The sequence below is a fragment of the Microbacterium thalassium genome, assembly GCF_014208045.1.
In the GTDB taxonomy this organism is placed as follows: domain Bacteria; phylum Actinomycetota; class Actinomycetes; order Actinomycetales; family Microbacteriaceae; genus Microbacterium; species Microbacterium thalassium.
This window is the reverse complement of record NZ_JACHML010000001.1, coordinates 140,751-164,606: the sequence shown is the minus strand read 5'-3', so window position 1 is coordinate 164,606 and position 23,856 is coordinate 140,751. Positions and strand designations below refer to the sequence as shown.

The 23,856-nt window shown below is 70.4% G+C and carries 26 protein-coding genes; 17 read left to right on the top strand and 9 right to left on the bottom strand.

All coding sequences use genetic code 11. From position 1 onward, the window contains the following. Positions 1–27: 27 nt before the first annotated feature. Complete coding sequence (locus HD594_RS17780) at positions 28–1,686, bottom strand: DUF389 domain-containing protein (protein WP_184749122.1); 1,659 nt, start codon at positions 1,684–1,686, stop codon at positions 28–30. A gap of 287 nt (positions 1,687–1,973) precedes the next feature. Here HD594_RS17780 and HD594_RS00780 point away from each other — a divergent pair, with 287 nt between their 5' ends. From HD594_RS00780 to HD594_RS00760, 5 genes are all read left to right on the top strand, one after another. Further along, entirely contained in the window at positions 1,974–2,954 is a 981-nt protein-coding gene (locus tag HD594_RS00780; protein ID WP_184749121.1) for an ABC transporter substrate-binding protein, read from the top strand. Positions 2,955–3,036: 82 nt separating this feature from the next. Then, positions 3,037–3,879 carry an ABC transporter permease gene (locus tag HD594_RS00775; protein WP_184749120.1) on the top strand — a complete coding sequence of 281 codons (843 nt, stop codon included), beginning with the start codon at positions 3,037–3,039 and terminating at the stop codon, positions 3,877–3,879. Beyond that, entirely contained in the window at positions 3,876–4,670 is a 795-nt protein-coding gene (locus HD594_RS00770; protein WP_184749119.1) for an ABC transporter permease, read from the top strand. The genes HD594_RS00775 and HD594_RS00770 overlap by 4 nt, the downstream gene beginning before the upstream one ends. Positions 4,671–4,700: 30 nt before the next feature. Continuing rightward, complete coding sequence (locus tag HD594_RS00765) at positions 4,701–5,513, top strand: ABC transporter ATP-binding protein (RefSeq protein WP_184749118.1); 813 nt, start codon at positions 4,701–4,703, stop codon at positions 5,511–5,513. Further along, positions 5,510–6,577 (top strand): MBL fold metallo-hydrolase, encoded by a 1,068-nt coding sequence (locus HD594_RS00760; RefSeq protein WP_184749117.1) that lies wholly within the window; start codon positions 5,510–5,512, stop codon positions 6,575–6,577. Before HD594_RS00765 ends, HD594_RS00760 begins: the two co-directional genes overlap by 4 nt. On the opposite strand, the gene HD594_RS00755 is transcribed toward HD594_RS00760, so the two are convergent. Genes HD594_RS00755 through HD594_RS00730 form a run of 6 tightly spaced genes read right to left on the bottom strand, consistent with a single transcriptional unit; the run spans position 6,497 to position 12,143 of the window. Then, the gene (locus HD594_RS00755; protein ID WP_184749116.1) at positions 6,497–7,438 is read right to left on the bottom strand and encodes a LysR family transcriptional regulator; all 942 of its coding nucleotides are present in this window, start codon (positions 7,436–7,438) and stop codon (positions 6,497–6,499) included. The two genes, HD594_RS00760 and HD594_RS00755, sit on opposite strands and share 81 nt — an antisense overlap. 23 nt (positions 7,439–7,461) lie before the next feature. Further along, the gene (locus tag HD594_RS00750; RefSeq protein ID WP_184749115.1) at positions 7,462–8,418 is read right to left on the bottom strand and encodes a sugar phosphate isomerase/epimerase family protein; all 957 of its coding nucleotides are present in this window, start codon (positions 8,416–8,418) and stop codon (positions 7,462–7,464) included. Beyond that, a complete protein-coding gene (locus HD594_RS00745; protein WP_184749114.1) occupies positions 8,418–9,203 on the bottom strand; it encodes an SDR family NAD(P)-dependent oxidoreductase in 786 nt (261 codons plus the stop codon). The genes HD594_RS00750 and HD594_RS00745 overlap by 1 nt, the downstream gene beginning before the upstream one ends. 17 nt (positions 9,204–9,220) lie before the next feature. Continuing rightward, a complete protein-coding gene (locus tag HD594_RS00740; protein WP_184749113.1) occupies positions 9,221–10,291 on the bottom strand; it encodes a zinc-dependent alcohol dehydrogenase in 1,071 nt (356 codons plus the stop codon). Beyond that, positions 10,288–11,256, bottom strand: coding sequence for a transketolase family protein (locus HD594_RS00735; protein ID WP_184749112.1), 969 nt, complete (start codon positions 11,254–11,256; stop codon positions 10,288–10,290). The genes HD594_RS00740 and HD594_RS00735 overlap by 4 nt, the downstream gene beginning before the upstream one ends. Next, positions 11,253–12,143, bottom strand: coding sequence for a transketolase (locus HD594_RS00730; protein ID WP_184749111.1), 891 nt, complete (start codon positions 12,141–12,143; stop codon positions 11,253–11,255). Before HD594_RS00730 ends, HD594_RS00735 begins: the two co-directional genes overlap by 4 nt. 146 nt (positions 12,144–12,289) lie before the next feature. On the opposite strand from HD594_RS00730, the gene HD594_RS00725 reads away from it, so the two are divergent. Both HD594_RS00725 and HD594_RS00720 read left to right on the top strand, forming a co-directional pair. Then, positions 12,290–13,783 carry an aldehyde dehydrogenase family protein gene (locus HD594_RS00725; protein ID WP_184749110.1) on the top strand — a complete coding sequence of 498 codons (1,494 nt, stop codon included), beginning with the start codon at positions 12,290–12,292 and terminating at the stop codon, positions 13,781–13,783. Between the two features lie 29 nt (positions 13,784–13,812). Then, positions 13,813–14,343, top strand: coding sequence for a MarR family winged helix-turn-helix transcriptional regulator (locus HD594_RS00720; RefSeq protein ID WP_184749109.1), 531 nt, complete (start codon positions 13,813–13,815; stop codon positions 14,341–14,343). A gap of 19 nt (positions 14,344–14,362) precedes the next feature. Here HD594_RS00720 and HD594_RS00715 read toward each other — a convergent pair whose 3' ends face one another. Beyond that, positions 14,363–14,605, bottom strand: coding sequence for a phage tail protein (locus HD594_RS00715; protein WP_184749108.1), 243 nt, complete (start codon positions 14,603–14,605; stop codon positions 14,363–14,365). 171 nt (positions 14,606–14,776) lie between these two features. Between HD594_RS00715 and HD594_RS17595 the strand changes: the two genes are divergently transcribed. Continuing rightward, positions 14,777–14,905, top strand: coding sequence for a hypothetical protein (locus HD594_RS17595; RefSeq protein ID WP_271171236.1), 129 nt, complete (start codon positions 14,777–14,779; stop codon positions 14,903–14,905). Between the two features lie 96 nt (positions 14,906–15,001). Then, entirely contained in the window at positions 15,002–16,630 is a 1,629-nt protein-coding gene (locus HD594_RS00710) for an acyl-CoA synthetase (protein ID WP_184749107.1), read from the top strand. Between the two features lie 5 nt (positions 16,631–16,635). On the opposite strand, the gene HD594_RS00705 is transcribed toward HD594_RS00710, so the two are convergent. Continuing rightward, on the bottom strand, positions 16,636–17,424 hold the full coding sequence (locus tag HD594_RS00705; protein WP_184749106.1) for an IclR family transcriptional regulator: 789 nt from the start codon (positions 17,422–17,424) through the stop codon (positions 16,636–16,638). A gap of 127 nt (positions 17,425–17,551) precedes the next feature. Between HD594_RS00705 and HD594_RS00700 the strand changes: the two genes are divergently transcribed. The 8 genes from HD594_RS00700 to HD594_RS00665 all read left to right on the top strand — a co-directional run bounded on the left by HD594_RS00700 (position 17,552) and on the right by HD594_RS00665 (position 23,856). Next, on the top strand, positions 17,552–18,127 hold the full coding sequence (locus tag HD594_RS00700) for an XRE family transcriptional regulator (protein ID WP_184749105.1): 576 nt from the start codon (positions 17,552–17,554) through the stop codon (positions 18,125–18,127). Between the two features lie 88 nt (positions 18,128–18,215). Continuing rightward, positions 18,216–19,046, top strand: a complete 831-nt coding sequence (locus HD594_RS00695) for a 2-keto-4-pentenoate hydratase (protein ID WP_184749104.1) — start codon at positions 18,216–18,218, stop codon at positions 19,044–19,046. Next, positions 19,046–20,410 carry an aromatic ring-hydroxylating oxygenase subunit alpha gene (locus HD594_RS00690; RefSeq protein ID WP_246413790.1) on the top strand — a complete coding sequence of 455 codons (1,365 nt, stop codon included), beginning with the start codon at positions 19,046–19,048 and terminating at the stop codon, positions 20,408–20,410. The genes HD594_RS00695 and HD594_RS00690 overlap by 1 nt, the downstream gene beginning before the upstream one ends. Beyond that, positions 20,407–20,751: a non-heme iron oxygenase ferredoxin subunit gene (locus HD594_RS00685; RefSeq protein ID WP_184749103.1), complete on the top strand. Its 345-nt coding sequence runs from the start codon at positions 20,407–20,409 to the stop codon at positions 20,749–20,751. Before HD594_RS00690 ends, HD594_RS00685 begins: the two co-directional genes overlap by 4 nt. Then, positions 20,748–21,968 (top strand): NAD(P)/FAD-dependent oxidoreductase, encoded by a 1,221-nt coding sequence (locus tag HD594_RS00680; protein WP_184749102.1) that lies wholly within the window; start codon positions 20,748–20,750, stop codon positions 21,966–21,968. The genes HD594_RS00685 and HD594_RS00680 overlap by 4 nt, the downstream gene beginning before the upstream one ends. Positions 21,969–21,992: 24 nt before the next feature. Then, positions 21,993–22,592: an aromatic-ring-hydroxylating dioxygenase subunit beta gene (locus tag HD594_RS00675; RefSeq protein ID WP_184749101.1), complete on the top strand. Its 600-nt coding sequence runs from the start codon at positions 21,993–21,995 to the stop codon at positions 22,590–22,592. A 26-nt stretch (positions 22,593–22,618) separates the two neighbouring features. Next, a complete protein-coding gene (locus HD594_RS00670; protein WP_184749100.1) occupies positions 22,619–23,455 on the top strand; it encodes an SDR family NAD(P)-dependent oxidoreductase in 837 nt (278 codons plus the stop codon). Continuing rightward, on the top strand, positions 23,452–23,856 hold the full coding sequence (locus HD594_RS00665) for a hypothetical protein (protein WP_184749099.1): 405 nt from the start codon (positions 23,452–23,454) through the stop codon (positions 23,854–23,856). Before HD594_RS00670 ends, HD594_RS00665 begins: the two co-directional genes overlap by 4 nt.

Genomic DNA, 23,856 nt, shown 5'->3' with positions numbered 1-23,856 from the left:
GACGGCGAGGGCCGTGCGCGTGCGGCGTCAGCCGGGGGGCGCCGGGATCACGGTGACATCGACCGGCACGACGGTGAGCTCGAGACCCACCGGCTCGACGAAGTCGTCCTGAAGCGCGTCGAGCAGCTCGGAGGTGTCGGGCGGATCGCCCGGACCGGTGATGACGACCTGCACCTCGGATGAGGCCACCGTCACATCGGTGACGACGAACTCGGTGTCCTCGCCCAGCCACTCCTCGACCGTCCCCTGGGCGTCCCGCTCGCGGTTCTGCGTCTGCAGCACGCTCTCGGACGTGAGCATGAGCGGCAGCATGATGATGCCGGCGAGGGCGACGAACGGCGTGACGGTCTGGAGGAGCTGTCGAGGGCGGTTGCGCAGGGCGTACGGGCGGGCGAATCCGGTGACGATGAACACCAGCGCCGCCGACAGGACGATCGCGACGAAGTTCGTGAGGAAGAGCAGGGTCGCGCCGCCGGCGTCCTCCACCCGCCCGCCGTTGAGGGTGACGCCGACCACCGCGAGCGGCGGGACCAGCGCGACCGCGATCGCCACGCCCGCGATGCCGCTGGCCACGCGGGCGTTGACGGTCGCGAACGCGCCTGCGGCGCCCGCGGCGAGGGCGATGAGCATGTCGATGGTGTTCGGGCTCACGCGCGAGGTGATCTGCGAGTTCGAGGAGAACGAGATTGCGATGGGAGCCCACGCGGCGAGGCCGTAGGCGAGCGTGATCGACACGACCGCACCGCCGGCGACGAGCGCCGCGGACTCGATCGCACGTCGCCCCCACCCGTTCACGAGGGCGCCCGCCAACCCCAGAATGGGCGTCATCAGGGGGGCGACCAGCATGGCTCCGATGACAACGGCCGTGGAGTCCTGCAGCACGGCGAACGTGGCGATCGCGACCGAGAGGATGAGCATGACCCACCACGTGCCGAGTTTCGTGAGACGCTGCGGCTCCTCGAAATAGAGTCCGGTCGCCTGCTCCGCCCGCTCCTTGCGGCCGACGTCGGACCCGTCGATCCAGTCCCACAGCACCTCCGCGATCGAGGCCGTCGCCGGGTCGATCCCGGAGCCGCGGGCGTCCCGCCGCAGGCTCCACGAGACGAGGATGAGCCCGACCAGAAGGGCGCCGACCGCGCCGGCGATGATCACGGTGGAGACGATGGATGTCGGCACCATGTACGCCAGGACCCCGACGATGACCGCGAGCGACCCGCCCGCGAGGCCGGGGAGGGGATCGCGCTGGCTGCGCTTGAGCAGCGCTGCCGTGATGGAGACGACGCCGCGGATGCCGATGTAGATGCCGACCAGCCCGACCAGCAGGGCGAGCGTGAGTTCGCCGACCCCGGCGTACGCGAGGAGGGCCATCGCGGCGGCGAGCGCGATCGCCGCGATGCCGCGGGGTGTCGCGAGCCAGCGGTTGATGCGGCGACCGAACCAGCGGAGCCCGCTCACGGCGTAGAACAGGTCCTGGAGCCCGCTGAATCCGAGGAGCACGATCAGGATGAGCGTCACGAGGTTCGTGGTGGCGTCCGGCAGGAGCAGCACCACGGTCCCGGCGCCCATCGCCACCAGACCCCGGAGCGCCACGGTGTTGGACAGGGCCGAGACCGTGGATTGGATCTGATCACGGAAGCGGGCGTTGGTGTCCGGGTCGATCAACTCGGCCTTGTCCTCGAGCTCCACGCCTCGGCCCTCCCGTCGCTCTGCGCTCATCCTAGGGGCGCAGGGCGCCTCGCCTCGGGGGACGCGGCGGAGTCGCGCCCGACACGGCTCGTCGCGCGCGGCGAGCCGGCGGCGACGGCACCTCGGCCATAGCCAGTGCCTATGGCCGAGGCAGGCAATCGACGGCTTCCGCGTCAGCGGCCGACCCAGCACGCTGGTTTCACGCGATGACGCGAATCCGGTCACCGAAGACCGACACGAACACGAAGAGGAGTTCGCCCATGAACGCAGCGGCACGAATCCGCAGCATGGCTCTCACCCTTGGCGCAGCGACGCTGGCGCTCAGCCTCGCCGCCTGCACGTCGGATGATCCGGCCGGCGATGCCGCATCGGCATCCACCGACGGCCTCACGCCGATCACCGTCGGAGCGGTGTTCACGACCGCCGCGGTGCCGCTGTGGATCGCCGAGGACCAGGGAATCTTCGAGGAGTACGGCCTCGACGTCACGATCACGCAGTCGCCGAACTTCGCGGCATCCGCACCCTCGCTCCTGAACGGCCAGATGCAGTTCGCCAACGCCGCCACGGCGCCGATCATCACCGCGATCGACAACGACCTGCCGATCCAGATCGTCGCCGGCGTGCAGGCCGAGCCCGCCGACCCGACGCTCGGCGACGACCAGGTCATGATCGCCGAAGGCACCGACATCACGCGGCCTGCGGATCTCGAGGGCAAGACCGTCGCGGTCAACGCCGTCGGCTCGGGTCCGTACGTCGGCGTGATGGCCAACTACCTCGCCGACGGCGGCGCGCCGGACGGCATCAATTGGGTCGTGATGAACCTCAACGAGCAGATCCCCGCCCTCGAGGACGGGCAGGTCGACGCGATCATCGCATCCGAGCCGTTCCGGGCGGCAGCGGCCGACGCCGGCTTCGTCGCGGCCTTCAACGCGTACCGCGCTCCGGGGATCGACGTGATCCCCGCCGAGTTCACCGATGCGGTGCTCGTCGCCAGCACGGAGTACTTGACGAACAACCCCGACATCGCCGAGGCCATGCGCAACGCGATGATCGACGCCAACGAATACGCGCAGAACAACCCCGACGCCGTGCGTGCGCTCCTCGTCCAGGAGCTCGATCTGGACCAGGCCGTCGCAGACACGATCTACCTGCCCGGCTTCCGCGGCGAGGTGGAGCCCGCAGATGTGCAGGCGATGGCCGACGCGATGCTCGAGATGGGGCTGATCGCGAACGAGCCCGACGCGACCGAGATGGTCTGGCTGCCCTGACCGGGGGGCGCGGCGGGCGGCGACGAGTCGCCCGCCGCGATACCCGGGTCCCTGACATCACCGGACAGAGAGGAGTGTCGACATGGTCACTGCAGCCCCGACGAGCAGCCCTCGCCTCGCGAGCCCGCGATCGAGCGGCCCGCGCCAGCTGACCCGCCGCGCCGAGTTCGCACTCGGAGCCGCCGGCCTGGCATCCATCATCGCCATCTGGCAGATCGCGAGCATGACGGGCGCGCTGTCCCCGCGGGCGGTTCCGCCACCGCTGGACGTCGCCGTCGGCTTCGGCGCCCTGCTGATCAACACGACCTTCTGGGGTGCGGTGCTCGCCACCGTGACCGTCGCCCTCCTCGGTGTCGTGATCGTCATCGCCATCGCGATTCCGCTGGCGATGGCGATCCACCGCAGCACGTTCTTCCGCGAGTCGACCTGGTTCGTGCTCGAGTTCCTCAAGCCGATCCCGCCGGTCGCGCTCATCCCGCTGACGATCCTCATCTGGGGTCCGACCAAGGCTGTGGAGCTGTTCCTCGTCGTCTTCGCCGCCCTGTGGCCGATGCTCACGCAGCTCGTCTACGGCCTGCGCGAGGTCTCGGGGGTCGCCCTCGATATGGCTCGGGTCTACCGGTTCACCCCGATGCAGCGGACCTTCCGCATCGTCATCCCGAGCCTGACGCCCTTCGCCATGACGGGGCTGCGCATCTCGATCACGATGGCGCTGGTCACGGCGATCGTCACCGAGTACATCATCGGCATCCCGGGCCTCGGCGCCATGCTCTCCACGGCTCAGGTCAACGGACTGCTCGACCGCATGTACGCCCTGATCGTCGCGATGGGTCTGCTCGGGCTCGCCCTCAACGGCGTGATCGCCGCGCTGAACGGCCCGCTGCTGTTCTGGCATGCGTCGCAGCGAGAGCGGGTGTCGTCATGAACGGCCTCGACCTGCGTCATCACCTGCACGTCTTCCTGCTGCGGGCGTGGCTGCCCGTCGCGATCATCGCACTGTGGTGGTTCACCAGCGAGACCAACCCCTCGCTGTACTTCCCGCCGCTGTCGGAGATCGTCGACGAGATCGTCGGCCAGTGGATCTTCGGTCCGCGCCTGGTCGAGGACCTGCTCCCGACACTCGCGAACTTCGTCGCCGGTCTGACCATCGCCCTCGTCGCCGGAACCGTCTTCGGCGTGATCCTCGGGCGCAGCCCCGTGCTGCGAGCGTTCCTCGCACCGATCATCAACTTCTTCCGGTCGCTGCCGTCGCCGGCGCTGATCCCGATCGTCCTGGCCCTGTTCGGCCTGGGCAACTCGATGAGCATCGCCCTGATCGCGATCGGCGCGGTGTGGCCGACGCTGCTGAACACGATCGACGGCGTCCGCAGCGTCGACACGCAGGTGCGCGACATGGCCCGCTCCTACCGGCTCACGCCGTGGCAGATCATCTCGCAGGTGGTGCTGCCCAGCGCCGGCCCTCAGATCGTGGCGGGCTACCGCATCTCGCTGCAGATCTCGATCATCCTCATCGTCGTCAGCGAGATGGTGGGAGCCACCCGCGGCCTCGGCTACTTCGTGCTGGAGTCCCAGCAGCTGTTCCAGGTGCCGCAGACCTGGGCGGGCACGATCATGCTCGGCCTGCTCGGCTACCTCCTCACGTCGGTGTTCGTCGTCATCGAGCGTCGGGTTCTGCGCTGGCAGATCCGGATGCGGGAAGCGACCGGGGCGGCGTAGCCCCAGGTCATAGTGAAAGTGAGTTCTCTCATGTCTCAGCAACACGTCCTCGCGGTCGAAGACCTCGGCAAGGCCTACGTCTCGGGCGAGACCACGGCGCAGATCCTCAACGGCGTCGACTTCGCCGTGGACACCGGCCAGTTCGTCTGCGTCGTCGGCCCGTCCGGCTCTGGCAAGACCACGCTCCTGAAGTGCATCGCGGGCCTGACCCGCCCCACGTCGGGGCAGGTCGTGTTCGAGGGCGAGACGGTCACCGAGCCGCCCGCCAAGCTCGCCGTCATCTTCCAGGACTACTCCCGGAGCCTGCTGCCGTGGATGACGGTGGAGAAGAACGTGGAGCTGCCGCTGCACAAGGCGAAGTTCCCCAAGGCCGAGCGTGCCGCGCTCGTGGAAGAGGCGCTCGTCAACGTCGGTCTCGCCGGCAAGGGCAAGCTCTACCCGTGGGAGATGTCGGGAGGGATGCAGCAGCGTGCGGCGATCGCGCGCGGGCTCGCCTACCAGCCCGACGTGCTCCTCATGGACGAGCCCTTCGCGGCCGTGGATGCGCAGACGCGGATCGAGCTCGAGGACCTCGTCCTCGACATGAGCCGGCGCCTGGGCATGACGGTGCTCTTCGTCACGCACGACATCGACGAGGCGGTGTACCTCGGCGACCGCGTCATCGTGCTCTCGGGTGCGCCGGCGCAGGTCGCTCGCGACATCGCCGTCGATCTTCCGGCGCAGCGCCACCAGGTCGAGACGAAGAATCTGCCGCGCTTCGGCGAGCTGCGAGCCGAGGTGTTCGACCTCATCCAGCAGGCCAAGAAGCCGGTCACGCAGAACGTCCGGGCTGTGCGCGCATGACCGCGGCACCTCACGTCATCACCCTCGGCACCGCCGGCGGCCCCGTATGGGGCGTCGACGGCGAGCGCACCGGCATCGCCACGGCGGTCGTCGTCGGAGATCGCACCTACCTCGTGGACGCCGGCTCCGGCGTCGGGCGTCAGATGGTGCGTGCCGGCCTGCCGTTCGGGAGCCTCCGGGGCGTCTTCATCACGCACCTGCATTCCGACCACATCGTGGACCTCGGCGCCCTCATGGTGTTCGGCATCATGCGGATGCCGATCCCGCCGACCCACCGCATCCCGGTCGTCGGCCCCGGGCCGCGCGGCGTGCTGCCGCGGCTGAGTCCGCGGGCATCGGGAGCGCTGAAGCCGGTGTTCCCCGAGAACCCCACTCCGGGCATGATCGACACGGTCGACCTTCTGCTGCGCGGATTCGCGACGGACATCAACGACCGGCTGCTCGACTCGCTGAAGCCGACGCCGCTGGACTGGTTCTCCCCGCAGGAGATCCAGATCCCGACGTCGGCGGGGTTCCACCCCAACGACAACCCGACGCCCGACATGGAGCCGTTCGTCATCTTCGAGGACGATGCGGTGCGCGTGTCGGCGGTGCTGGTCAAGCACGCGCCCATGGCTCCCGCCTTCGGCTACCGGTTCGAGACCGAGGACGGGGTCGTCGCGATCTCGGGCGACACCGGCCCGACCGACAACATGATCCGGCTCGCGCGGGACGCGGACCTGCTGCTGCACGAGGCGCTGGACTTCGCGTGGGTGGAGGAGCAGTACGAGCAGACGCGGGACGACTCGGCCCGCGCGGTGCGTGACCACCACTACTCGGCGCACACGTCCCCGGTCGATGCGATGCGCATCGCCGAGGCGGCGGGTGCCCGCCAGCTGGCGCTTCACCACCTCGTTCCGCGCGGTGCGCCGCGCGACCTGTGGCTGCGCAGCGGCGAGTCCTTCCCCGGGCGGTTCCTCGTTCCCGAGGACCTCGAAGTCATCTCACTGCGCGGAGGGGCGCTTCCCGCCGCGGCCGCGCATGGTGTCGCGAGCGATGCGCGCGAACCGGCTGACAGCCGGTGAGGTGTTGCGCGCGCGGCGCAGGAGCGAGATCTCGAGCGGGGCGGGGCCGTTGTGGATGGACCGCAGCACGAGGTCCGGTGAGGTGATCGCCGCGCGCATCCCCTCGGGGATGATGGCGACGGCGATGCCGGCCATCGCGAGGGGGATCGCCTCGAACAGCGACGGCACGTCCCTCACCTTCGGCGCCGGCAGATTCGCCTGATCGAACGCGCGCAGCAGCCCCGAGCGCAGCCCGAACGTGCGCGTCGACGCCGGTGGGATCGCGATCTCGTCGTCGGCGAACGCCGCGAGGGGGATCGGGTCGGGGCTGTCGGCGTAGGTCGACGGCAGCGCCGCGATGAGGTTGACCGACCCGAGAGGTTCGACCACCAGCACGCCGCGGTGGAACTCCTTCAGGTGCGAACTCGACGCGGTCGCCACCATGCCCACGTCGATCGCCCCCTCGATCAGCAGCTCGATGATCTCGGAGGCGTTGCGCTCGCGCACGGACAGGTCGGCATCCGGCCATGCCTCGGTGAAGGCGCGCAGGATCGCCGGAGCCGACTGCCACGCCAGCACCGGCACGACGCCGAACGTGATCGCACCCGTCGCCCCGCTCGCCATGGACCGGACCGTCGAGCGCAGTTCGTCGACGTCGCGCAGCACGCGCTGCGCCTGACGCACGACGTACGCGCCGACGGCCGTGGGGACCACGCCGCGCGAGCTGCGCTCGAAGATGCGCACACCGAGCTCGGTCTCGAGCTGGGCGACCGCGGCGCTGAGCGACGGCTGGGCGAGGCCGAGGTCGGTCGCCGCCTTCGAGAAGGATCCGGCGCGAGCCGTCGCCAGGACGTACTCGAGCTGCCGGAGCTCCAGCGTCATCGTTCCGCCCGCATACTCGGACGCTACCGCACCGAAAGGCCCGCTGCCGCTCCTTCGCGTGCGTCCGCCGCGCGCTGTTCGCGCAGCGCCCGCCGGCCGGCCGAGCTGTGCGCCCATCCGTTGCGGATCACGCGCTGCGCGTCTTCGGCGAGGGCGAGTCCGTCGGCGTACGGCTCGCGCCAGATGGCCAGCCGATCGGCGACGGGAGCCGGGAGAAGGCTCCGCGTGAAGGCCTCGATGCCCCAGCGTCCGTCGTAGCCCTCGTCGAGCACGGCGGCGATCGTCGCCTCCATGTCGATCACGCCGTCGCCGAGCGCGCCGCGCCCCGACTGGCCGAGTTCGACGTAGGCGAGGTGGGGGAGTGCGGTGCGGATCGCGGCCGGGATGCCGGGCTCTTCGATCGACATGTGGAAGGCGTCGAGATGGATGCGCAGGTGCCGTGAGCCGCTCGCGGCGATGAACTCGACCGCCTGCGCGGCCGTGTTCACCATCGCCGTCTCGTAGCGGTTGAGCACCTCGAACGTCATGGTGATCCCGCGCTCGTGCGCCTCGTCGGCGACCGTGCCGGCGGCGCTCGCCGCCCGCTCGAACGCGCCCGGCCCGGGCGGCTGATCGGCCTTGCCGTACGGCCCGTACGGCACGCCGTTGAGCTGGTCGCCGCCGAGGCGCTCGGTCGTCTCAAGCGCGTGCCGCAGCAGCGCGAGGCCGCGCCTGCGGGCGTCGGCATCCGACGATCCGACGTCCGCGTCGGGCGTCTGGCCGGCCATGCCGATCGGCGCCAGGCCGCTGTCGGCGAGCAGGCCGCGGATGCGGGTGACGTCCACCGGGTGGTCGGGCGCGATGCGGGGGAGCACCACGCGCCGGAACCCGGCCTCCGCGAGGCGCGGCAGCGCCCGCTCGAGGAGCGCGGGGTCGAGCCCCGGCCCGATGATCCCGAGCTGGCACGCGACATCCAGCGGCGCGTCGTCGATGGCGCGCATCAGTCGAACCGGGGCGGCGCGAACCGCTGCTTGAAGGCGGAGTAGCCCTCGTCGACATGCACGACGGTGCCGTTGATCGCCGAGGCGTCGTCCGAGGCGAGGAAGGCCACGGTGTTCGCGATCTCCTCGGGCTCGGTGAGCTTGCCGCTGACCTGCTGCGACTTGAAGAGCTCGCCGAGCTCCGATCCCAGTCGCTGGATCATGTGCGTGTTGACGCGTCCCGGCGTGATGGCCACGGCGCGGATGCCGCGGGGACCGAGCTCGTACGCCGCGGATCGCGTGAACGAGATGACGGCCGCCTTGGCGGCGCCGTAGACCATCGCGTTTTCGGCGGCCGACTCGCCGTAGATGGACGACGTGCTGATGATGACGCCGGGGGAGTCCTGCGCGACGAACTGGTGCGCGGCGGCGAGGATGCCGAAGTAGACGCTGTCCTGGTCGATGCGGATCATTGGGTAGTAGTCCTTCTCGGGGTTCTGCTCGAGAAGGGGACGGCCCCCGGCGATGCCGGCGTTGTTGAACATCACGTCCAGACGGCCGAACTCCTCGACCGTGCGGGCGACGAGCGCCACGACGTCGGGGTAGCTCGACACGTCGACGCGCGCGGCGATGGCGGACCCGGCGAAGCCGTCGGCATCCGCCTCGTCCACGACCGACTGGGCCCGCTCGAGGTCGAGGTCGGCGACGACGACCTTGGCACCCTCGCGCAGGAACTTCCGCACGGTCGCGTGGCCGATGCCGCCCGCGCCGCCGGTGATGATGGCTACCTTGCCGTCGAGTCTCATGCGTGGTTCTCCTGTCTTCACTGAAGGTCGAGGTCGTCGAGGTCGTTGCACTTCAGCACGACCTTGGGATGCTTCCCGCTGAGGTGGACCTGGAACGCCTCGGCCGCGTCTTCGAGGGGGAAGACCGCGCGCGTCAGCTCAGCCAGTTCCAGGTGCGGCAGGATCTGCATCGCGCGCGGGAAGGCGTACGGCGCGACGAAGACCCCGGTGAGGGTGAGCTCGCGCTGGTAGAGGTATTCGGCGAGGTTCAGCGGCAGCTCGTAGTCGTGCGGGTACATGGCGCCGTACACGACGGTGCCGCCCTTGGTGGCGAGGTCGAGCAGCCCGCGCACGGCACGGGGCGAGCCCGACGCGTCGACGACGAGGTCGTACCCGCGTCCGTCGGTGATCTCGTCCGCGCGGGCGGCCTGGTCCTCGGCGATCGGATCGATCACGTGCTCGGCGCCGGTGGCCAGCGCTATCTCGCGCCGTTCGGCGATCGGCTCGATCATCGTCAGGCTCGTGGCGCCCGACATCTTCAGGACCTGGAGCGCCAGCTGGCCGATCGGGCCGCCGCCACACACGGCGACGCGGTCGCCGACGCGGATGCGCGCCTTGTCGGCGATCCGCACCGCGATCGAGGTGGGCTCGAGCAGGCACCCTTCGAGCAGCGAGACGCTGTCGGGCAGGCGGTAGACCTGCGACTCGTGCCACACGACCTCTTCGCTCATGCCGGGGCGGCGGTACTCGTTGCGGAGGTTCTCGCAGAACTGCTGGCGTCCGTCGAGGCAGGGGCGGCACACGCCGCAGAACTTCAGGAAGTTGCAGGCGACGCGGTCGCCGACGCTCAGGCCCGACCGCGTCGTGCGCTCGCCGAGTTCGACGATCACACCCGACACCTCGTGGCCGAGACCGAAGGGCACGTCGCGCCGGAAGAATCCTTCGGCGACGTGCGGGTCGGAGCCGCAGATGGACGAGTAGGCGATGCGGATGCGGACGTCCTCGGGGCCCAGCGGCTGGCGCGGGAAGTCGATGACCTCGACCGTGCCGCGCGCGTCCTCGTCGGGGTCGGCGAGACGCCCGACCTTGGTGACGGCGACCGTCTTCATCGTCCGGCCTCCTCACCGCGGACGAGGCGCCGCGCGGTCGCGATCGTCTGCGTCAGGCCGTAGCCGTGCTTCTCGCGCAGTGCCTCGTCCGGGCCGAAGCCGGCGTAGACCTGCGGGATGCCGAGACGCTCGAACGCCACGGCGCCCGCGCCGCGGTCCATGAGCAGATCCGCTACGCGCGACCCCAGGCCGCCGTAGGCGAGGTGGTCTTCGACCACGAGGATGCGGCCGGTCTCGGCGGCGCTCGCGAGCACGAGCTCCTCGTCGAGCGGCTTGATGGTGAACATGTCGACGACGCGCGCCTCGATGCCCTCGGCCGCGAGGATGTCGGCGGCGTCGAGCGCCTGACGCACCGTGGTGCCGTGCGTCAGGATCGTGAGATCCCCGCCGTCACGGGCGACGATCCCCTTGCCGATCGTCACGTCGACGCTGCCGGGCTCGTAGAGCACGGGATCGGACTTGCCAACGCCCATCCGCAGATACAGCGGGCCGTCGAGCTCCATGGAGGCGCGCAGCACCTCGCCCGCCATCAGCGGGTCGGCGACCGACGTCACCGTCATGTTCGTGAGCGCCGACATCAGCGCGATGTCCTCGACGGCGTAGTGCGTGGAGCCGCCGTTGCCGACGAGCCCGCCGTGCGAACCGACGATCTTCACGGGCAGGTTGGGGTAGCAGACGTCGGTGCGCACCTGCTCAAGCGCGCGCATGCTGAGGAACGGGAGCATTCCGAACACGACGGGCGTCTTGCCGTCGTAGGCGAGCCCGGCGGCGACGCCCACGCACGCCTGCTCGGCGAGCCCCACGTCGACGAAGCGGTCGGGGAACTGCGAGCGGAATGCGCCGAGCGACCCGCCGATGTCGGGAGTGAGCACCCAGAGGTCGGGGTTGCTCTCCCCGAGGTCGGCGAGCGTCGAGCCGATCACCGAGCGTGAGGAGAGCATGTCTCCGGTCGTCGCGGTCGTCATGAGCGGATCCCTTCGGTTGCGAGTGCGGGGCGGGTCGCCTCGAGCGACGCCAGCGCGCGCTCGAGGTCGGCATCCGTCAGCGAGCCGGCGTGCCAGGCGATCTGCCCCTCCATGAAGTCGACGCCCTTGCCCTTGACGGTCTCGCAGACCAGGACGGTCGGGGTCTGCGAGTCGGGTGCGGGGAGCGCGTCGATCGCGTCGACGAGCGCCGACATGTCGTGGCCGTCGACGTGCACGACGTTCCAGCCGAACGCCGCCCACTTGTCCGTATACGGCTCGAGCACGACGAGCTCCTCGTCGTGGGTCGTCATGAGCTGACGGTTGCGGTCGACGACGGCGACGAGATTGCCGAGGCGGTTGCTGCGGGCGGCCATCGCCGCCTCCCACACCGAGCCTTCGCCGGTCTCGCCGTCGCCGAGCAGGGTGAAGACGCGGTGCGGCTCACCTCCCTGCCGAGCCGCGAGCGCCATGCCGACGGCGAGCGGCAGTCCGTGGCCGAGCGAGCCGGTCGAGGCCTCGACGCCGGGCAGCTGCACCTTGCACGGGTGCATGCCGTAGGCGCTGTCGAGCTGCCCGTAGGTGTCGAAGATCGAGTCGATCGTGAAGAACCCGCGCTGGGCCATCGTCAGGTACATGCACACGGCGGCGTGACCCTTGCTGAGCACGAAGCGGTCGCGCGCGGGGTTGGCGAGGTCGGTGGGGTCGACCGCGAGGCCGTAGTGGAACAGCGCGGTGAAGACGTCGGCGGCCGAGAGGTCCCCGCCCACGTGGATCGGTCCGCTGTAGCTGTGGCTCAGCTGCATCAGCAGCCGGCGCAGCTCCCACGCCGTCTCTTCCAGTTGCGGCACGGTGTGTGCCCGTGCGGTCAAGAGCGCCTCGCGACTCATGTGCTCACTCCTCCTCGAATGGCCGGATGCGACGACCGTAGCAGAATCTGGTTTGAAAGTGAACTAGATTGAGACTGAACCAATTCTGATCTAGACTCGCTCGTGTGCCGCAACCGCCGGCGCCCCGAGCACAGAGAGGTGCAGGAATGCCAACGCTCACCGTCGACGACACCGTCGTCACCGATCTCTTCATCGGCGGGGAACACCGCAGCACCGCCGCATCCGTCCCGGTCGCCGATCCCGCACGCGGGGTGACGGTGGGACACGCCGCGTCGGCGACGCCTCAGGACGTGGCCGACGCCGTCGCCGCCGCGCGAGCGGCCTTCCCTGCCTGGGCTGCTCTGTCTCCGGCCGAGCGGGCCGCGCTGCTCGAGGCCGCGGTCGTGCGCGACGAGTCCGACGCCCAGGACGACGCGGCGATCCTGTCGCGCGAGAACGGCAAGATCCTCGCCGAGTGCGTGCGCGACACGTCGATGCTCGAGCGGCGCACGCGGCAGGTCACGCGGCTGGCCGACCTCGTCGACGCGACGCGGTCGCTGCCCAGCGAACGCTCCGCGCCCACGAACACCGAGATCGGGTACCAGGCCCTCGGGGTGGTGACGATCATCGTCCCGTTCAACTGGCCTGTCGGCATCCTGTCGGCCGCCCTGCCTTACGCGCTGCTGGCCGGGAACACCGTCGTGGTCAAGCCGCCGCCCACGGCGCCGCTCGCGACGACGCGCATCGTGCAGCGCATGGCCGCGCAGCTGCCGCCCGGAGTGCTCAACGTCGTCACCGGCGCCGACGAGAACATGTCGGCGCTCGTGAGCAACACCGACGTCGCGAAGGTGTGCTTCACCGGCTCGGTCGGCGGCGGCAAGCGCATCATGGCGCTCGCGGCCGAGAGTCTCACGCGGGTCACCCTGGAGCTGGGCGGCAACGATGCCGCGATCCTTCTCGACGACGCGCCGCTCGACGACGACCACCTGGACCGGCTCTTCGGCGCGGTGTTCGCCTCGACGGGGCAGATCTGCATGAACGCCAAGCGGATCTACGTCCACCGATCCCGTCTGGATGAGGTCGTCCAGGGGCTGTCGGACCGGCTCGCGCGGACCGTTCTCGGCGACGGGCTGGACCCGTCGACCACGATGGGGCCGCTCCACACGGCTCGGCAGAAGGAGTTCGTCGAGCAGCTCATCGCCGAGGCGCGGGATGCCGGAGCGCCGGTGCTGGAGTTCGGCGAGCTGCCGGATTCCCCCGAGCTGCGCGAGGGGCACTTCATCCGTCCCGCGATCGTCGTGGACCCCGACCCGTCGCTGCGCGTCGTCCACGAGGAGCCGTTCGGGCCGGTGATCCCCGTCATCGCGTTCGACGACGACGACACCGCCGTCGCATTCGCGAACGACAGCTGGGCCGGCCTCGGCGGCTCGGTGTGGTCCGAAGACGAGGACCGCGCTGCGCGCATCGGTGCGCGGCTCGAGTGCGGGTACGTGTGGATCAACGACCACGGCGCGCCGCGCCTGGACATCCGCGCTCCCTTCGGCGGCATGAAGCAGTCGGGCATGGGCCGCGAGCAGGGGATCGAGGGCATCCGCGCGTTCCAGGACACGCGGGCGATCTCGCGGCTCGACCGTGACGCGCTCGCGGCGATGTCTCGATAGCGTGAGGAAGACGATCGAGGAGGTGCGAGATGTCGGATGAGCAGCCGCGGGCCACGGTGCTCCAGCGCCCGGCCGGCCTCGAGGGCGTCGCAACCGAACCGCTTCCGACGGCGCTGCCGCCGGAGGAGTTCACGCCGCGCCTGCTGACGCTGCTGTCGAACGTGCTCGTGAGCGCGCAGTCCCAGGGGTTCCGCAGCGAGACCGGACGGTCGACGAACGAGTGGCGGATCCTCGCGGCCGTCGCCGCCACGCCGGGGCTCGCGGCATCCGAGATCGCCGAATCGCTGTCGATCAACAAGTCGCTGATCTCGCCCACGGTCAACCGGCTCGCCGAAGAGGGGCTCATCGTCCTCGTCGGCGGTCCTCGGGGGTCGCGCCCGATGTATCTGACGCCGGATGGCGTCCGCGTGCACGACCTGCTCGCGCCGATCGCGCAGCGCGGTCAGGACCTCATCACCGCCGAGCTCGGCGAAGAGGACGTGCACGCCCTGAACGCGATCCTGCGCAGGCTGCTCGCGCGCGCCCGAGGTGGTGAGAGCCCGGCCGCCGGATCATCATGACCGGACGTCCGGCGCGGAGTCAGCTCCGGCTGGGGAAGATCCCCTGGATCGCGATGCAGTAGTTGAGGTCGTCCGCCTTGCTCTGCTTCCGCAGGTCGGGGAGCCCGAACGTGGTTCGCCCGTCCCCGCCGTACGTGACGCCCAGCAGGCTGAACAGCGACTGATTCTGCACGATGTCCAGCATCTGACCCTCGCACTTCACCCAGCCCCGTGGTGCGAAGCTGAACGCGAACGCCTGAATCTGTCCGATGAACGGTTCCATGGTGAGCTCCCTCCTGCTCCGTCGCAGCGACGCGCAGCAGCCTCCGGGAACGCCCGGGTGATGCGAGAAAGTCCCGCCGGTCGCCATCGACGTGGCGATGTTCGCAGTCACGGGCGTCGTGGTCAAGGGCTGTCCATGCCGCCGCGGCCCTCCGCCGCCTACACTCGAAGGATGCAAGATCCGAACGAGCCCAAGAGCTCGATCTCCGGCGGGAGGATCACCATCTGGGTGGTCGTCGGGGCCGTGGCGCTGTACATGATCGTCTCGGGCGTCCTGGGCATCATCTCCAACGGCGGCTGATTCCCCGCGTGCCGCGCTCCGGCACGACCACTCCCGGCCACGCGCGAGGCCGGGCATGCTCGTACCCGAAGGACACCGCCGTCTGGAGGAGGAGCAGTGACAGGCATCGACATCAGCCCGGTCCGTCAGCTGGCACGGTTCGCGAGCCAGCACCCGGACGTCGTGGCCATCGTCTACGAGGACCGTGAATACGACTACGCCGAGTTCCTCGATCTGGTCCACCACTTCGCCGCCGCGCTGCGCGCCGACGGCATCGGCCCCGGCGATCGCATCGCCTACGCGGGCGTCAACAGCCTCACCTTCCTGACGGGCTACTTCGCGGCGGCGTGGATCGGCGCCGCGTTCGTCCCGCTGAACTTCCGTCTCGCCGGTCCCGAGCTGCGCGTGATCCTGCTTGATGCGCGCCCGGACGTCCTGATCGCGGAGCCGTACCACGCCCGCCTCATCGATCCGTTCCTCGACGAGCTGGGCGTTCGTCATCCGCTCCTGATCGACGACGACGAGGCGCTCGCCGACGAGGAGCCGCCCTCGCCCCGGTGGCAGTCGTACGCCGCTTTCCGGACCAGCTGGGACGAACCGGCCACCCCCGCCCATCGCACCGAGGACGACCTCGCCGTCGTGCTGTACACGTCGGGGACGACGGGCCGGTCGAAGGGCGTGATGCTCACGCACGGCAACATCTGGTGGAACTGGGTGAACGTCGACTCGGTGGTGGACACCCGCGTGGGGGACGTCTCGCTCGCGATCGCGCCGCTGTTCCACATCGGCGGACTCAACGCCGTGACGCTGCGCACGCTCACCCGTGGCGGCACCGTCGTGGTGCGCCGCGCATTCGATCCGGCGCAGGCGCTCGACGACCTGGTGACGCGGCGCGTCAACAGCATGTTCGTGGTGCCGGCGATGCTCGCCGCCATCCAGCGCCAGCCCGGCTTCGCCGACGCGGACCTGACGGCGCTGCGCTCGACGATCGCCGCGGGTGCGCCCGTGCCGCCCGCGCTCATCGCGTCCTATGCCGAGCGCGGGGTGTTCCTGCAGCAGGCGTGGGGCCTGACTGAGACGGCGCCCTTCTCGACGTACCTGGAAGCCGAGAGGACGATCGAGAAGCTCGGGTCGTGCGGTCTGCCGATGCCGTACACGGAGGTCAAGATCGTCGACCTGTCGCACGACGTCGATGTGCACGAGCCGGAGGCGACCGGCGAGTTCTGGGTCCGCGGCCCGAACGTGTCGCGCGGCTACTGGAACAACCCCGAGGCGACGGATGCCGCCTTCACCGCGGACGGGTGGTTCCGCACCGGCGACATCGGGTACCGGGACGCGGACGGCTACTTCTTCATCGTCGACCGGCTCAAGGACATGATCATCTCGGGCGGCGAGAACGTGTACCCGGCCGAGATCGAGAACGTGCTGAGCGCCCATCCGGGCATCGTCGACGTCGCCGTGATCGGCGTGCCCGACCCGAAGTGGGGCGAGGCGGTGTGCGCCGTCGTGCAGACCGATCAGGAGCCGATCACCCTCGAGGACCTCCGGGCGTTCGCGGGGGAGTCGATCGCCCGCTACAAGCTTCCGACCGTGCTGGTGCTGCGCGATGTGCCGCGAAACGGCGCCGGCAAGCTCGACAAGCCCCGCATCCGGACCGAGGTGCGCGAGCACCTCGCGAAGCACCGCGGCGACGTCGAGACGGCATCGTTCACCGAGACGCTCAAGATCCCGCGCACGGTGCGCTGATCGCTTCAGGCGGCGGCGGTGCGCGAGCGCTGCTGCGCCGACATCACGCGCGAGGCCGAGTAGGCGACGCTGCGCAGGACCCGCTCGTATCGCAGCGCCGGGAACGTCGCGGCGTCTCCCGACACCGACAGCGCCGCCACGACCTGACCGTTCGCGCCGCGCACGGGTGCGGCGATGCACGCGAGCGTCTCGAGCGACTCGCCCCGGTCGAGGGCGAGACCGTTGCTGCGGACGCGGTCCAGCTCGTCGGCGAAGGCGTCCTCGTCGACGATGGTGTTCGCGGTCCACCGGTGGCGCGGCGAGCGCAGCGCCTGCTCGGCGGCGACGCCGTCGCCGGCCAGCAGCACCTTCCCGACGGCGGTGCAGTAGGCGGGCATGCGGCCGCCGATCCGACTGGGGGACCGCAGGCGCTGGTGGCCCTCGAGCTTGTTGAGGTAGATCACGTGCGAGCCGCGGAGCGCGGCGAGCTGCACGGTCAGGTGCGTCGCCTCGTAGAGCTCGGCGAGGAACGGCGTGAGAGCGTCGCGCGCCAGATCGTGCAGCGGGCTGTCCTTGCTCGCGCTGAGGTCGTCGAGCAGCGCGCCGAGGCGGTAGGCGGTGCCGACCCGCTCGACGACTCCGTTCGACTCGAGCGTCGCCAGCAGCCGGAACGTCGTCGACTTGCTGAGATCGGCACGCCGGGCCAGTTCGCTGACGCCCACTCCGACGTGTGCTTCCTCGCCGAACGCGCGCATGACGCTGATCGCCTTGTCCACGGCCGAGCGCTCGTCTCGGCTGCTGTCCGTTGTGCTCATCGGCTCCCCATCTCCGTCGATGCGACCTGTGGATGCAGACCAGTGTCGCCCGGGCGTGGGGGTGTTGCAATGGTCCGGTGGTACATTTCACTGGACCGCCTCGAGCGGTCGGGAAGGGGCGGTGGAGATGGCCGTCAGCGACGTCGTCGGGCGGAATGTCAAGCGCTATCGCCACGAACGCGGCATGTCGATGGCCGCCCTGGGAGAGCGCGCCGGTCTGGCGAAACAGACGATCGCGAGCATCGAAAGCGGCCAGGGGAACCCCACGATCGACACCGTCGAGCGCCTGGCGTCGAGTCTCGGCGTGAGCGCGCGGGCGCTGCTGACCGAGCTCGGCACCGAGGTGCTGCACAGTCACGCCGCCAGCGCGATCTGGCGCCGATCGGGCAAGGTGCGCGAGCGGCCCCTCGATCAGGCATTCGGCTCCGGGTACGTCACGAACGCGCTCATCCGGGTCGACACCAACCGGGGTCGAGCGGTCTACCCGGCACGCGGCCGAGGTGCGCTGCGGCACTGCTATGTCCTCGAGGGCGAGCTGAGGCTGGGGCCGACCACCTCCCCGGCCGTGGCCGTGGTCGGCGACTTCGTCCGCTTCCCGGCGGACACCGAGCACTTCCTCGAGGCGATCACTCCGGTCGCCACCCTGTTCGCGTGCACGACGTCGCCTCAGCTGACGATGGACGAGGACGGCGGCTGGTTCTGACCCGGGTCCGCTGACCCCGCTCGCCCATCCGTGCCGGAGTGCGGCACACCGAGTTCACCTCGCGGCGGAGGCGAGGGACGCTGTGGTCGTGACCACCGTTTCTCCCTCGCTGACGCCGGAGCTTCGCATCCTCGCCGACGAGCTCCGCGAGGCCGAGCGCCTGCGCCGGCCGATCCCGACGCCCTCGGCGACGAACGCCGCGCTGACCGTCGGCGACGCCTACGAGATCCAGCGCTTCAACATCGGTGTGCGAGAAGCCGCGGGCGAGCGCCGCGTCGGCCGGAAGATCGGCCTGACCTCCCTCGCCATGCAGCAGCAGCTCGGCGTCGACTCGCCCGACTTCGGCGTCATCACCGACGCGATGGTGGTCCCAGACGGCGGCGAGCTCGACGCCGCGGCGCTGATCGCTCCGCGCGTCGAGGCCGAGTTCGCGTTCCGGATCGGCCGCGACCTGCATCCGTCCCCCTCCGCGGAGGAACTCGCCGACGCCGTCGACGGCGTCGCGGTCGCCCTGGAGATCATCGACTCGCGCGTCGCCGACTGGAAGATCGGCCTCGTCGACACCGTCGCCGACAACGCCTCGAGCGCGCGCATCGTCACGGGCGGATTCGTCGCCCCCACGCGCTCGCTCCTGGCGGCGCTTCCCGAGGCGATCGTCACGATGCGGCGCGACGGCGAGCAGGTCGCCGCCGGCCCGGGATCGGCGGTCCTCGGAGACCCCCTGGTGTCGCTGCGCTGGCTCGCCGACGCGATCGGCGCGTTCGGCGACGCGTTCCAGGCCGGGGACGTCGTGCTCGCCGGCGCCGTCGACCGGGCTGCGCCGCTCGCGCCCGGCCAGTCGTGGGAGGCATCCGCAGAGGGCTTCCCCGCGGTCGCGTTCCGCACCCTGCCCATGACCACCGCGCAAGGAGGCGCCTGATGGCCATCACGCAACTGCCCAGCACCCACGAGGGCGAACGGCACATGTTCCCGACGGGAGACATCCACCGCCCCCGCGGCTTCGACCCGAGCATCGACGTCTCAGGACTCGTCGACATGGACGGCGGGTACCTCGACCGGGCGATCTTCACCGACCAGCGGCTCTACGAGCAGGAGCAGGCGCGGGTCTTCGCGACGAGCTGGCTGTTCCTCGGCCACGTCGAGCAGCTGCAGAGGCCGGGTGACTTCTTCACGACGTACATGGGCGAGGACCCCGTGATCGTCACGAAGGACAAGTCCGGCCGCATCCGGGCGTTCCTCAACTCGTGCCGGCACCGCGGGGCGCGCGTGCTGCGTGCCGACTACGGGCAGACGCGCGCGTTCACGTGCACGTATCACGGGTGGTCGTACGACCTCGAGGGTCGCCTCATCAGCGTCCCGAACGAGGCCGCCTACCCCGAGGGTGGCTGGGACCGCGACCAGTGGGGTCTGCTGGAGGTCGCCCAGCTCGACACCGTGCTCGGTCTCATCTTCGCCACCTGGAACCCCCAAGCGCCGACGCTGGACGAGCAGCTCGGCGACATGAAGTACTACATGGAGGCCTTCCTCGACCGCGACAGTGAGGGGACGACCATCGTCGGCGGGATCACCAAGTGGATCCTGAAGGGCAATTGGAAGCTGGCCGCCGAGCAGTTCGGCACCGACTGGTACCACGTCAACATGTCGCACGCCTCGGCGCTCATGGTCCTCTCGCCGACCGGCCGGGGCCCCAAGAAGGAGATCGCCGAGACGCCCGGACGCCAGTACTCCGACGAGCGGGGGAACGGCACCGGCTTCCCGACGCATCCGAAATCCCGCTTCGACGCGCAGCCGGTCCACGAGTACTACGACTACGCGGCCCTGGCCGGGCGACTCGGCCAGGCGCGCGTGCAGGGGCCGATGACCACCGGGCACGCGACGGTGTTCCCGAACTTCTCGTACCTGCCGGTCAACGGATCGATCCGCGTGTGGCACCCGAAGGGGCCCGACGAGATCGAGATCTGGGCGTGGACGGTGCTCGACAAGTCGATGCCCGAAGAGGTCCGTGAGGCCCAGCGCCTGTACAACCTGCGCACGTTCGGGCCGTCGGGCATCTTCGAGCAGGACGACGGCGAGAACTGGAGCGAGATCCAGGCGATCTCGCGCGGCTGGCAGACCAACAGGGTCCCCCTCAACTACCAGATGGGGATCGGCAGCGAGCGCGAGGACGGGGTGTACCCCGGCTCCACGAGCACGCTGTACAGCGACTCGGCCGGCCGCCGCTTCTACCGCCGCTGGGCCGAGCTGATGAACACGCCCGCGTGGCACGAGACGGAGCAGTCATGAGCGAAGAAGGAATCCTCGTCGCGCAGGCGGGCGAGATCCCCGACGGCGAGGGCATCAAGATCGACGCCGCCGTGCTCGGCACCGTCGACGACGTCGCGGTGTTCAACGACGACGGCGAGTTCTTCGCCCTCGACGACACGTGCACGCACGAGACCGCGTCGCTGTCGGAGGGCTGGGTCGAGAACGGCATCGTGGAGTGCCCGCTCCACGCGGGCAAGTTCTGCCTCAAGGACGGCGCCGTGCAGTCGATGCCCGCGACCGTCGACGTCGCCTGTCACCGCGTGATCGTCAGCGGCGCCGACATCCGCGTGGTGCCCAACCCGGATCGGATCGCGTCGTGACACGGGATGCCGGACGCGTCGTCATCGTCGGCGGCGGGCTCGCCGGCTACAGCGCCGCCGACACCCTCCGCGCCCTCGGGCACTCCGGCGCGATCACGATCGTGGATCCCGAGCCCGCCGCCTACGACCGGCCGCCGCTGTCGAAGGACCTGTTCCGGGCCGACTTCTCGCTGGAGAAGATCGCGTTCGCCGATGCGGCTGCGCTCGCCGCCAAGGCCATCGACGCGCGCTTCGGCCGCGCGGCCGTCGCGGTCGACGCGCAGGCGCGCACGGTGACGCTCGACGACGGGGACGTCATCCCGGCCGACACCATCCTGCTCGCCACCGGCGGACGCCCGCGCACGCTCCCGATCCCGGGCGGCGACCTGCCGCAGGTGCGCGTGCTGCGCACGTTCGCGGATGCCGTCGCCCTCCGCGAGAGCGTGACGGCGGGGACGCGCGTCGCCGTCGTCGGCGCGGGCCTCATCGGCGCGGAGCTGGCCTCGGCCCTTCAGACCGCGGGGGCGGAGGTCACCCTCATCGACCCGGTCGAGACGCCTCTCGTCCCCGCCGTCGGCGAGCACATGGCCGGCCACCTCCACGGGATGCACACGGCGAAGGGGCTGACGACGATCCAGGGTCTCACCGCGGCGTTCGAGCCGGGCGAGGACGGTGTCGACGTCGTCCTCGACGGCGGACGCCGGATCGCCGCCGACCTGGTCGTGGTCGGCATCGGCATCGTCCCGAACACCGAGCTGGCCGAGGCGGCCGGCATCGATGTGGACGGCGGCGTCATCGTCGACGCGCGGCACCGGACCAGCGCCGACGGCGTCTACGCCGCGGGCGACGTGTGCCGCCGCCGCGACGACGAGGGCGCGCTCCTCCGGCGCGCCGAGCACTGGGAGTCCGCGCAGCTCGACGGCCAGCGCGCCGCCCGCGACATGCTCGGCCAGGAGCCGATCTCGGACGGCGCCGCATGGTTCTGGTCGGATCGGCACGGCATCCACCTCGAAGCGACCGGGCGGCTCACCGGAGCCGGCCAGGTCGTCATCCGCCCGGGCGACCACCCGACGGTGTTCCTCGTCGACGACGGCGCGCTCGTGGGAGCCGCCGCCATCGACGACACCATGACGATCCGTGCGGCACGCCGCCTGATCGACCAGCGCATCCCGGTCACCGCCGCGGAGCTGGCCGATCCGTCGGTCGGGCTGCGCGGACTGCTCAGGGCGGCGCGCTGACGCGCGGCCCGGAAGGAGACGGACATGACCGACACGTACCTGAACCCCGCCACCCTCAACGGCGCGACCAGCACGTCGACCGGCATCCTCGACGACGAGATCGACGGCCTTCACCTGGCGGACCTCCAGACGCACTTCGAGGTGACCCAGTTCTACAACCTCGAGGCCGAGCTCCTCGACGACGGCCGGTTCGCCGACTGGCTCGAGATGCTCGCCGAGGACCTGCACTACTGGGCGCCCGTGCGCACCAACCGCCTGCGGCGTCAGCAGGCGCTGTCGGTCCACGCCCCCGGCGAGGCCGCGTTCTACGATGAGACGCGCGACTCGCTGGCCTGGCGCATCCGCCGCTTCGACTCCGGCATGGCGTGGGCCGAGGACCCGCCCAGCCGCACCCGCCACCTGGTGTCCAACATCTCGGTCCGAGAGCGCAGCGACGGCCTGCTGCAGGTGCGCAGCGCCTTCCTCTGCTACCGGAACCGCCTGCACACCGAGACCGACCTCTACGCGGGCGGCCGGACGGACATCCTCCGCCGCGACGGCGTCCACGGCTACGAGGTCGTCAAGCGGACGATCCTGTTCGAGCAGAACGTGCTGCTGACCAAGAACATCTCGACGTTCTTCTGATGCCCGGGCTGCGAGGAGTGCGTCGGATGATCGGATGGCTGGACGGCGACGTCGCCTTCATCACCGGCGGCGGATCGGGGATCGGGCGCGCCGTCGCCCTGCGGTTCCTGCAGGAGGGCGCGCACGGCGTCGTCATCTTCGATCGCTCGATCGAGGGGGTCGCGACCCTCGCCGACGAGGCGGGCGTCGTCCCCGATCGCGTGCTCGCGCTGACGGGCGATGTGCGCTCCACCGTGGACCTCGAGGCCGCTGTCGCCGCCGCGCTGGACCGCTTCGGTGCGATCGACGTCCTCGTCCCCAACGCGGGGATCTGGGACTTCAACCGGTCGATCCACCGCACGACGTCCGCCGAGATGGCGGCGATCTGCGACGAGCTGTTCGACATCAACGTCAAGGGGTGCGTGCTCACGGTGTCGGCTGCGTGGCGGGCGCTCGTCGACAGCGGCGGATGCATCGTCATGACGCTGTCCAACGCGGCGTTCTATCCGGCCGGGGGAGGTCCCGCGTACACCGCGTCCAAGCACGCGATCCGGGGCCTGGTGACCCAGCTGGCGTACGAGCTCGCGCCCAAGGTGCGCGTGAACGGCGTGGCGATCGGGGGGCTGCGCACAGACCTGCGCGGACCCGAGTCGATCGGCATGGGCGAGCGTTCGATCGAGCAGTCCTTCGCCAAGCGCACCGGCGAGCCGAACATGTGGCTGCCGCTCCACGACGCGTCCAGCGACCCCGCGGACTCCACGGGCCCGTTCGTCCTGCTCGCGTCGCGCCGCAACGCGAGCGTCATCACCGGAGCCATCATCAACGCCGACGGCGGCATCGGCGTGCGCGGCTTCGCCACGGCCGCGGGAGGAGACCAGCTGTGAACACCACTGCAGATCCCGGAGCCCTCGCCCCGGCGAGGGAGGTGCCCGATGCCGGAGGCGGCGTCGCCCGCCTCGGCGTGCGACGCGCGCGCCTCGGAGCGCTCGTCGACGCCTATCCGGCGGGAGCCCATGATCTCGAGCTCCTCGTCGAAGGTCGACCCGCCCCCACCGAGCTGGCGCGGACGGCGGCCGAGGCGCTCGCCGCGGACCCGCGGTGCCGGCGGATCGTGTTCGCGGTTCCCGAGCAGGATCTCGATGCGATCGCCTGGGCCGAAGAGGCGGGCTTCCGCTACGTCGTGGACGTCGAGGTGCGCGCCGGCGCCTTCTCTCTCATGGTCGTCGAGCCCGACTGGGTGCTCGCACAGCCGCACATCCTCGAAGACATCCCCCTGAAGGAGTGA

Bases quoted from the DNA above. Each gene is read 5' to 3' on its own strand.
- HD594_RS00675 (WP_184749101.1), top strand. From the start codon at position 21,993: ATGACCGACACGTACCTGAACCCCGCCACCCTCAACGGCGCGACCAGC.
- HD594_RS17595 (WP_271171236.1), top strand. From the start codon at position 14,777: ATGCAAGATCCGAACGAGCCCAAGAGCTCGATCTCCGGCGGGAGGATC.
- HD594_RS00740 (WP_184749113.1), bottom strand. From the start codon at position 10,291: ATGAAGACGGTCGCCGTCACCAAGGTCGGGCGTCTCGCCGACCCCGAC.
- HD594_RS00730 (WP_184749111.1), bottom strand. From the start codon at position 12,143: ATGAGTCGCGAGGCGCTCTTGACCGCACGGGCACACACCGTGCCGCAA.
- HD594_RS00770 (WP_184749119.1), top strand. From the start codon at position 3,876: ATGAACGGCCTCGACCTGCGTCATCACCTGCACGTCTTCCTGCTGCGG.
- HD594_RS00720 (WP_184749109.1), top strand. From the start codon at position 13,813: ATGTCGGATGAGCAGCCGCGGGCCACGGTGCTCCAGCGCCCGGCCGGC.
- HD594_RS00760 (WP_184749117.1), top strand. From the start codon at position 5,510: ATGACCGCGGCACCTCACGTCATCACCCTCGGCACCGCCGGCGGCCCC.
- HD594_RS00715 (WP_184749108.1), bottom strand. From the start codon at position 14,605: ATGGAACCGTTCATCGGACAGATTCAGGCGTTCGCGTTCAGCTTCGCA.
- HD594_RS00670 (WP_184749100.1), top strand. From the start codon at position 22,619: ATGATCGGATGGCTGGACGGCGACGTCGCCTTCATCACCGGCGGCGGA.
- HD594_RS00690 (WP_246413790.1), top strand. From the start codon at position 19,046: ATGGCCATCACGCAACTGCCCAGCACCCACGAGGGCGAACGGCACATG.
- HD594_RS00735 (WP_184749112.1), bottom strand. From the start codon at position 11,256: ATGACGACCGCGACGACCGGAGACATGCTCTCCTCACGCTCGGTGATC.
- HD594_RS00745 (WP_184749114.1), bottom strand. From the start codon at position 9,203: ATGAGACTCGACGGCAAGGTAGCCATCATCACCGGCGGCGCGGGCGGC.
- HD594_RS00780 (WP_184749121.1), top strand. From the start codon at position 1,974: ATGGCTCTCACCCTTGGCGCAGCGACGCTGGCGCTCAGCCTCGCCGCC.
- HD594_RS00765 (WP_184749118.1), top strand. From the start codon at position 4,701: ATGTCTCAGCAACACGTCCTCGCGGTCGAAGACCTCGGCAAGGCCTAC.
- HD594_RS00705 (WP_184749106.1), bottom strand. From the start codon at position 17,424: ATGAGCACAACGGACAGCAGCCGAGACGAGCGCTCGGCCGTGGACAAG.
- HD594_RS00750 (WP_184749115.1), bottom strand. From the start codon at position 8,418: ATGCGCGCCATCGACGACGCGCCGCTGGATGTCGCGTGCCAGCTCGGG.
- HD594_RS00725 (WP_184749110.1), top strand. From the start codon at position 12,290: ATGCCAACGCTCACCGTCGACGACACCGTCGTCACCGATCTCTTCATC.
- HD594_RS00685 (WP_184749103.1), top strand. From the start codon at position 20,407: ATGAGCGAAGAAGGAATCCTCGTCGCGCAGGCGGGCGAGATCCCCGAC.
- HD594_RS00775 (WP_184749120.1), top strand. From the start codon at position 3,037: ATGGTCACTGCAGCCCCGACGAGCAGCCCTCGCCTCGCGAGCCCGCGA.
- HD594_RS00700 (WP_184749105.1), top strand. From the start codon at position 17,552: ATGGCCGTCAGCGACGTCGTCGGGCGGAATGTCAAGCGCTATCGCCAC.
- HD594_RS00755 (WP_184749116.1), bottom strand. From the start codon at position 7,438: ATGACGCTGGAGCTCCGGCAGCTCGAGTACGTCCTGGCGACGGCTCGC.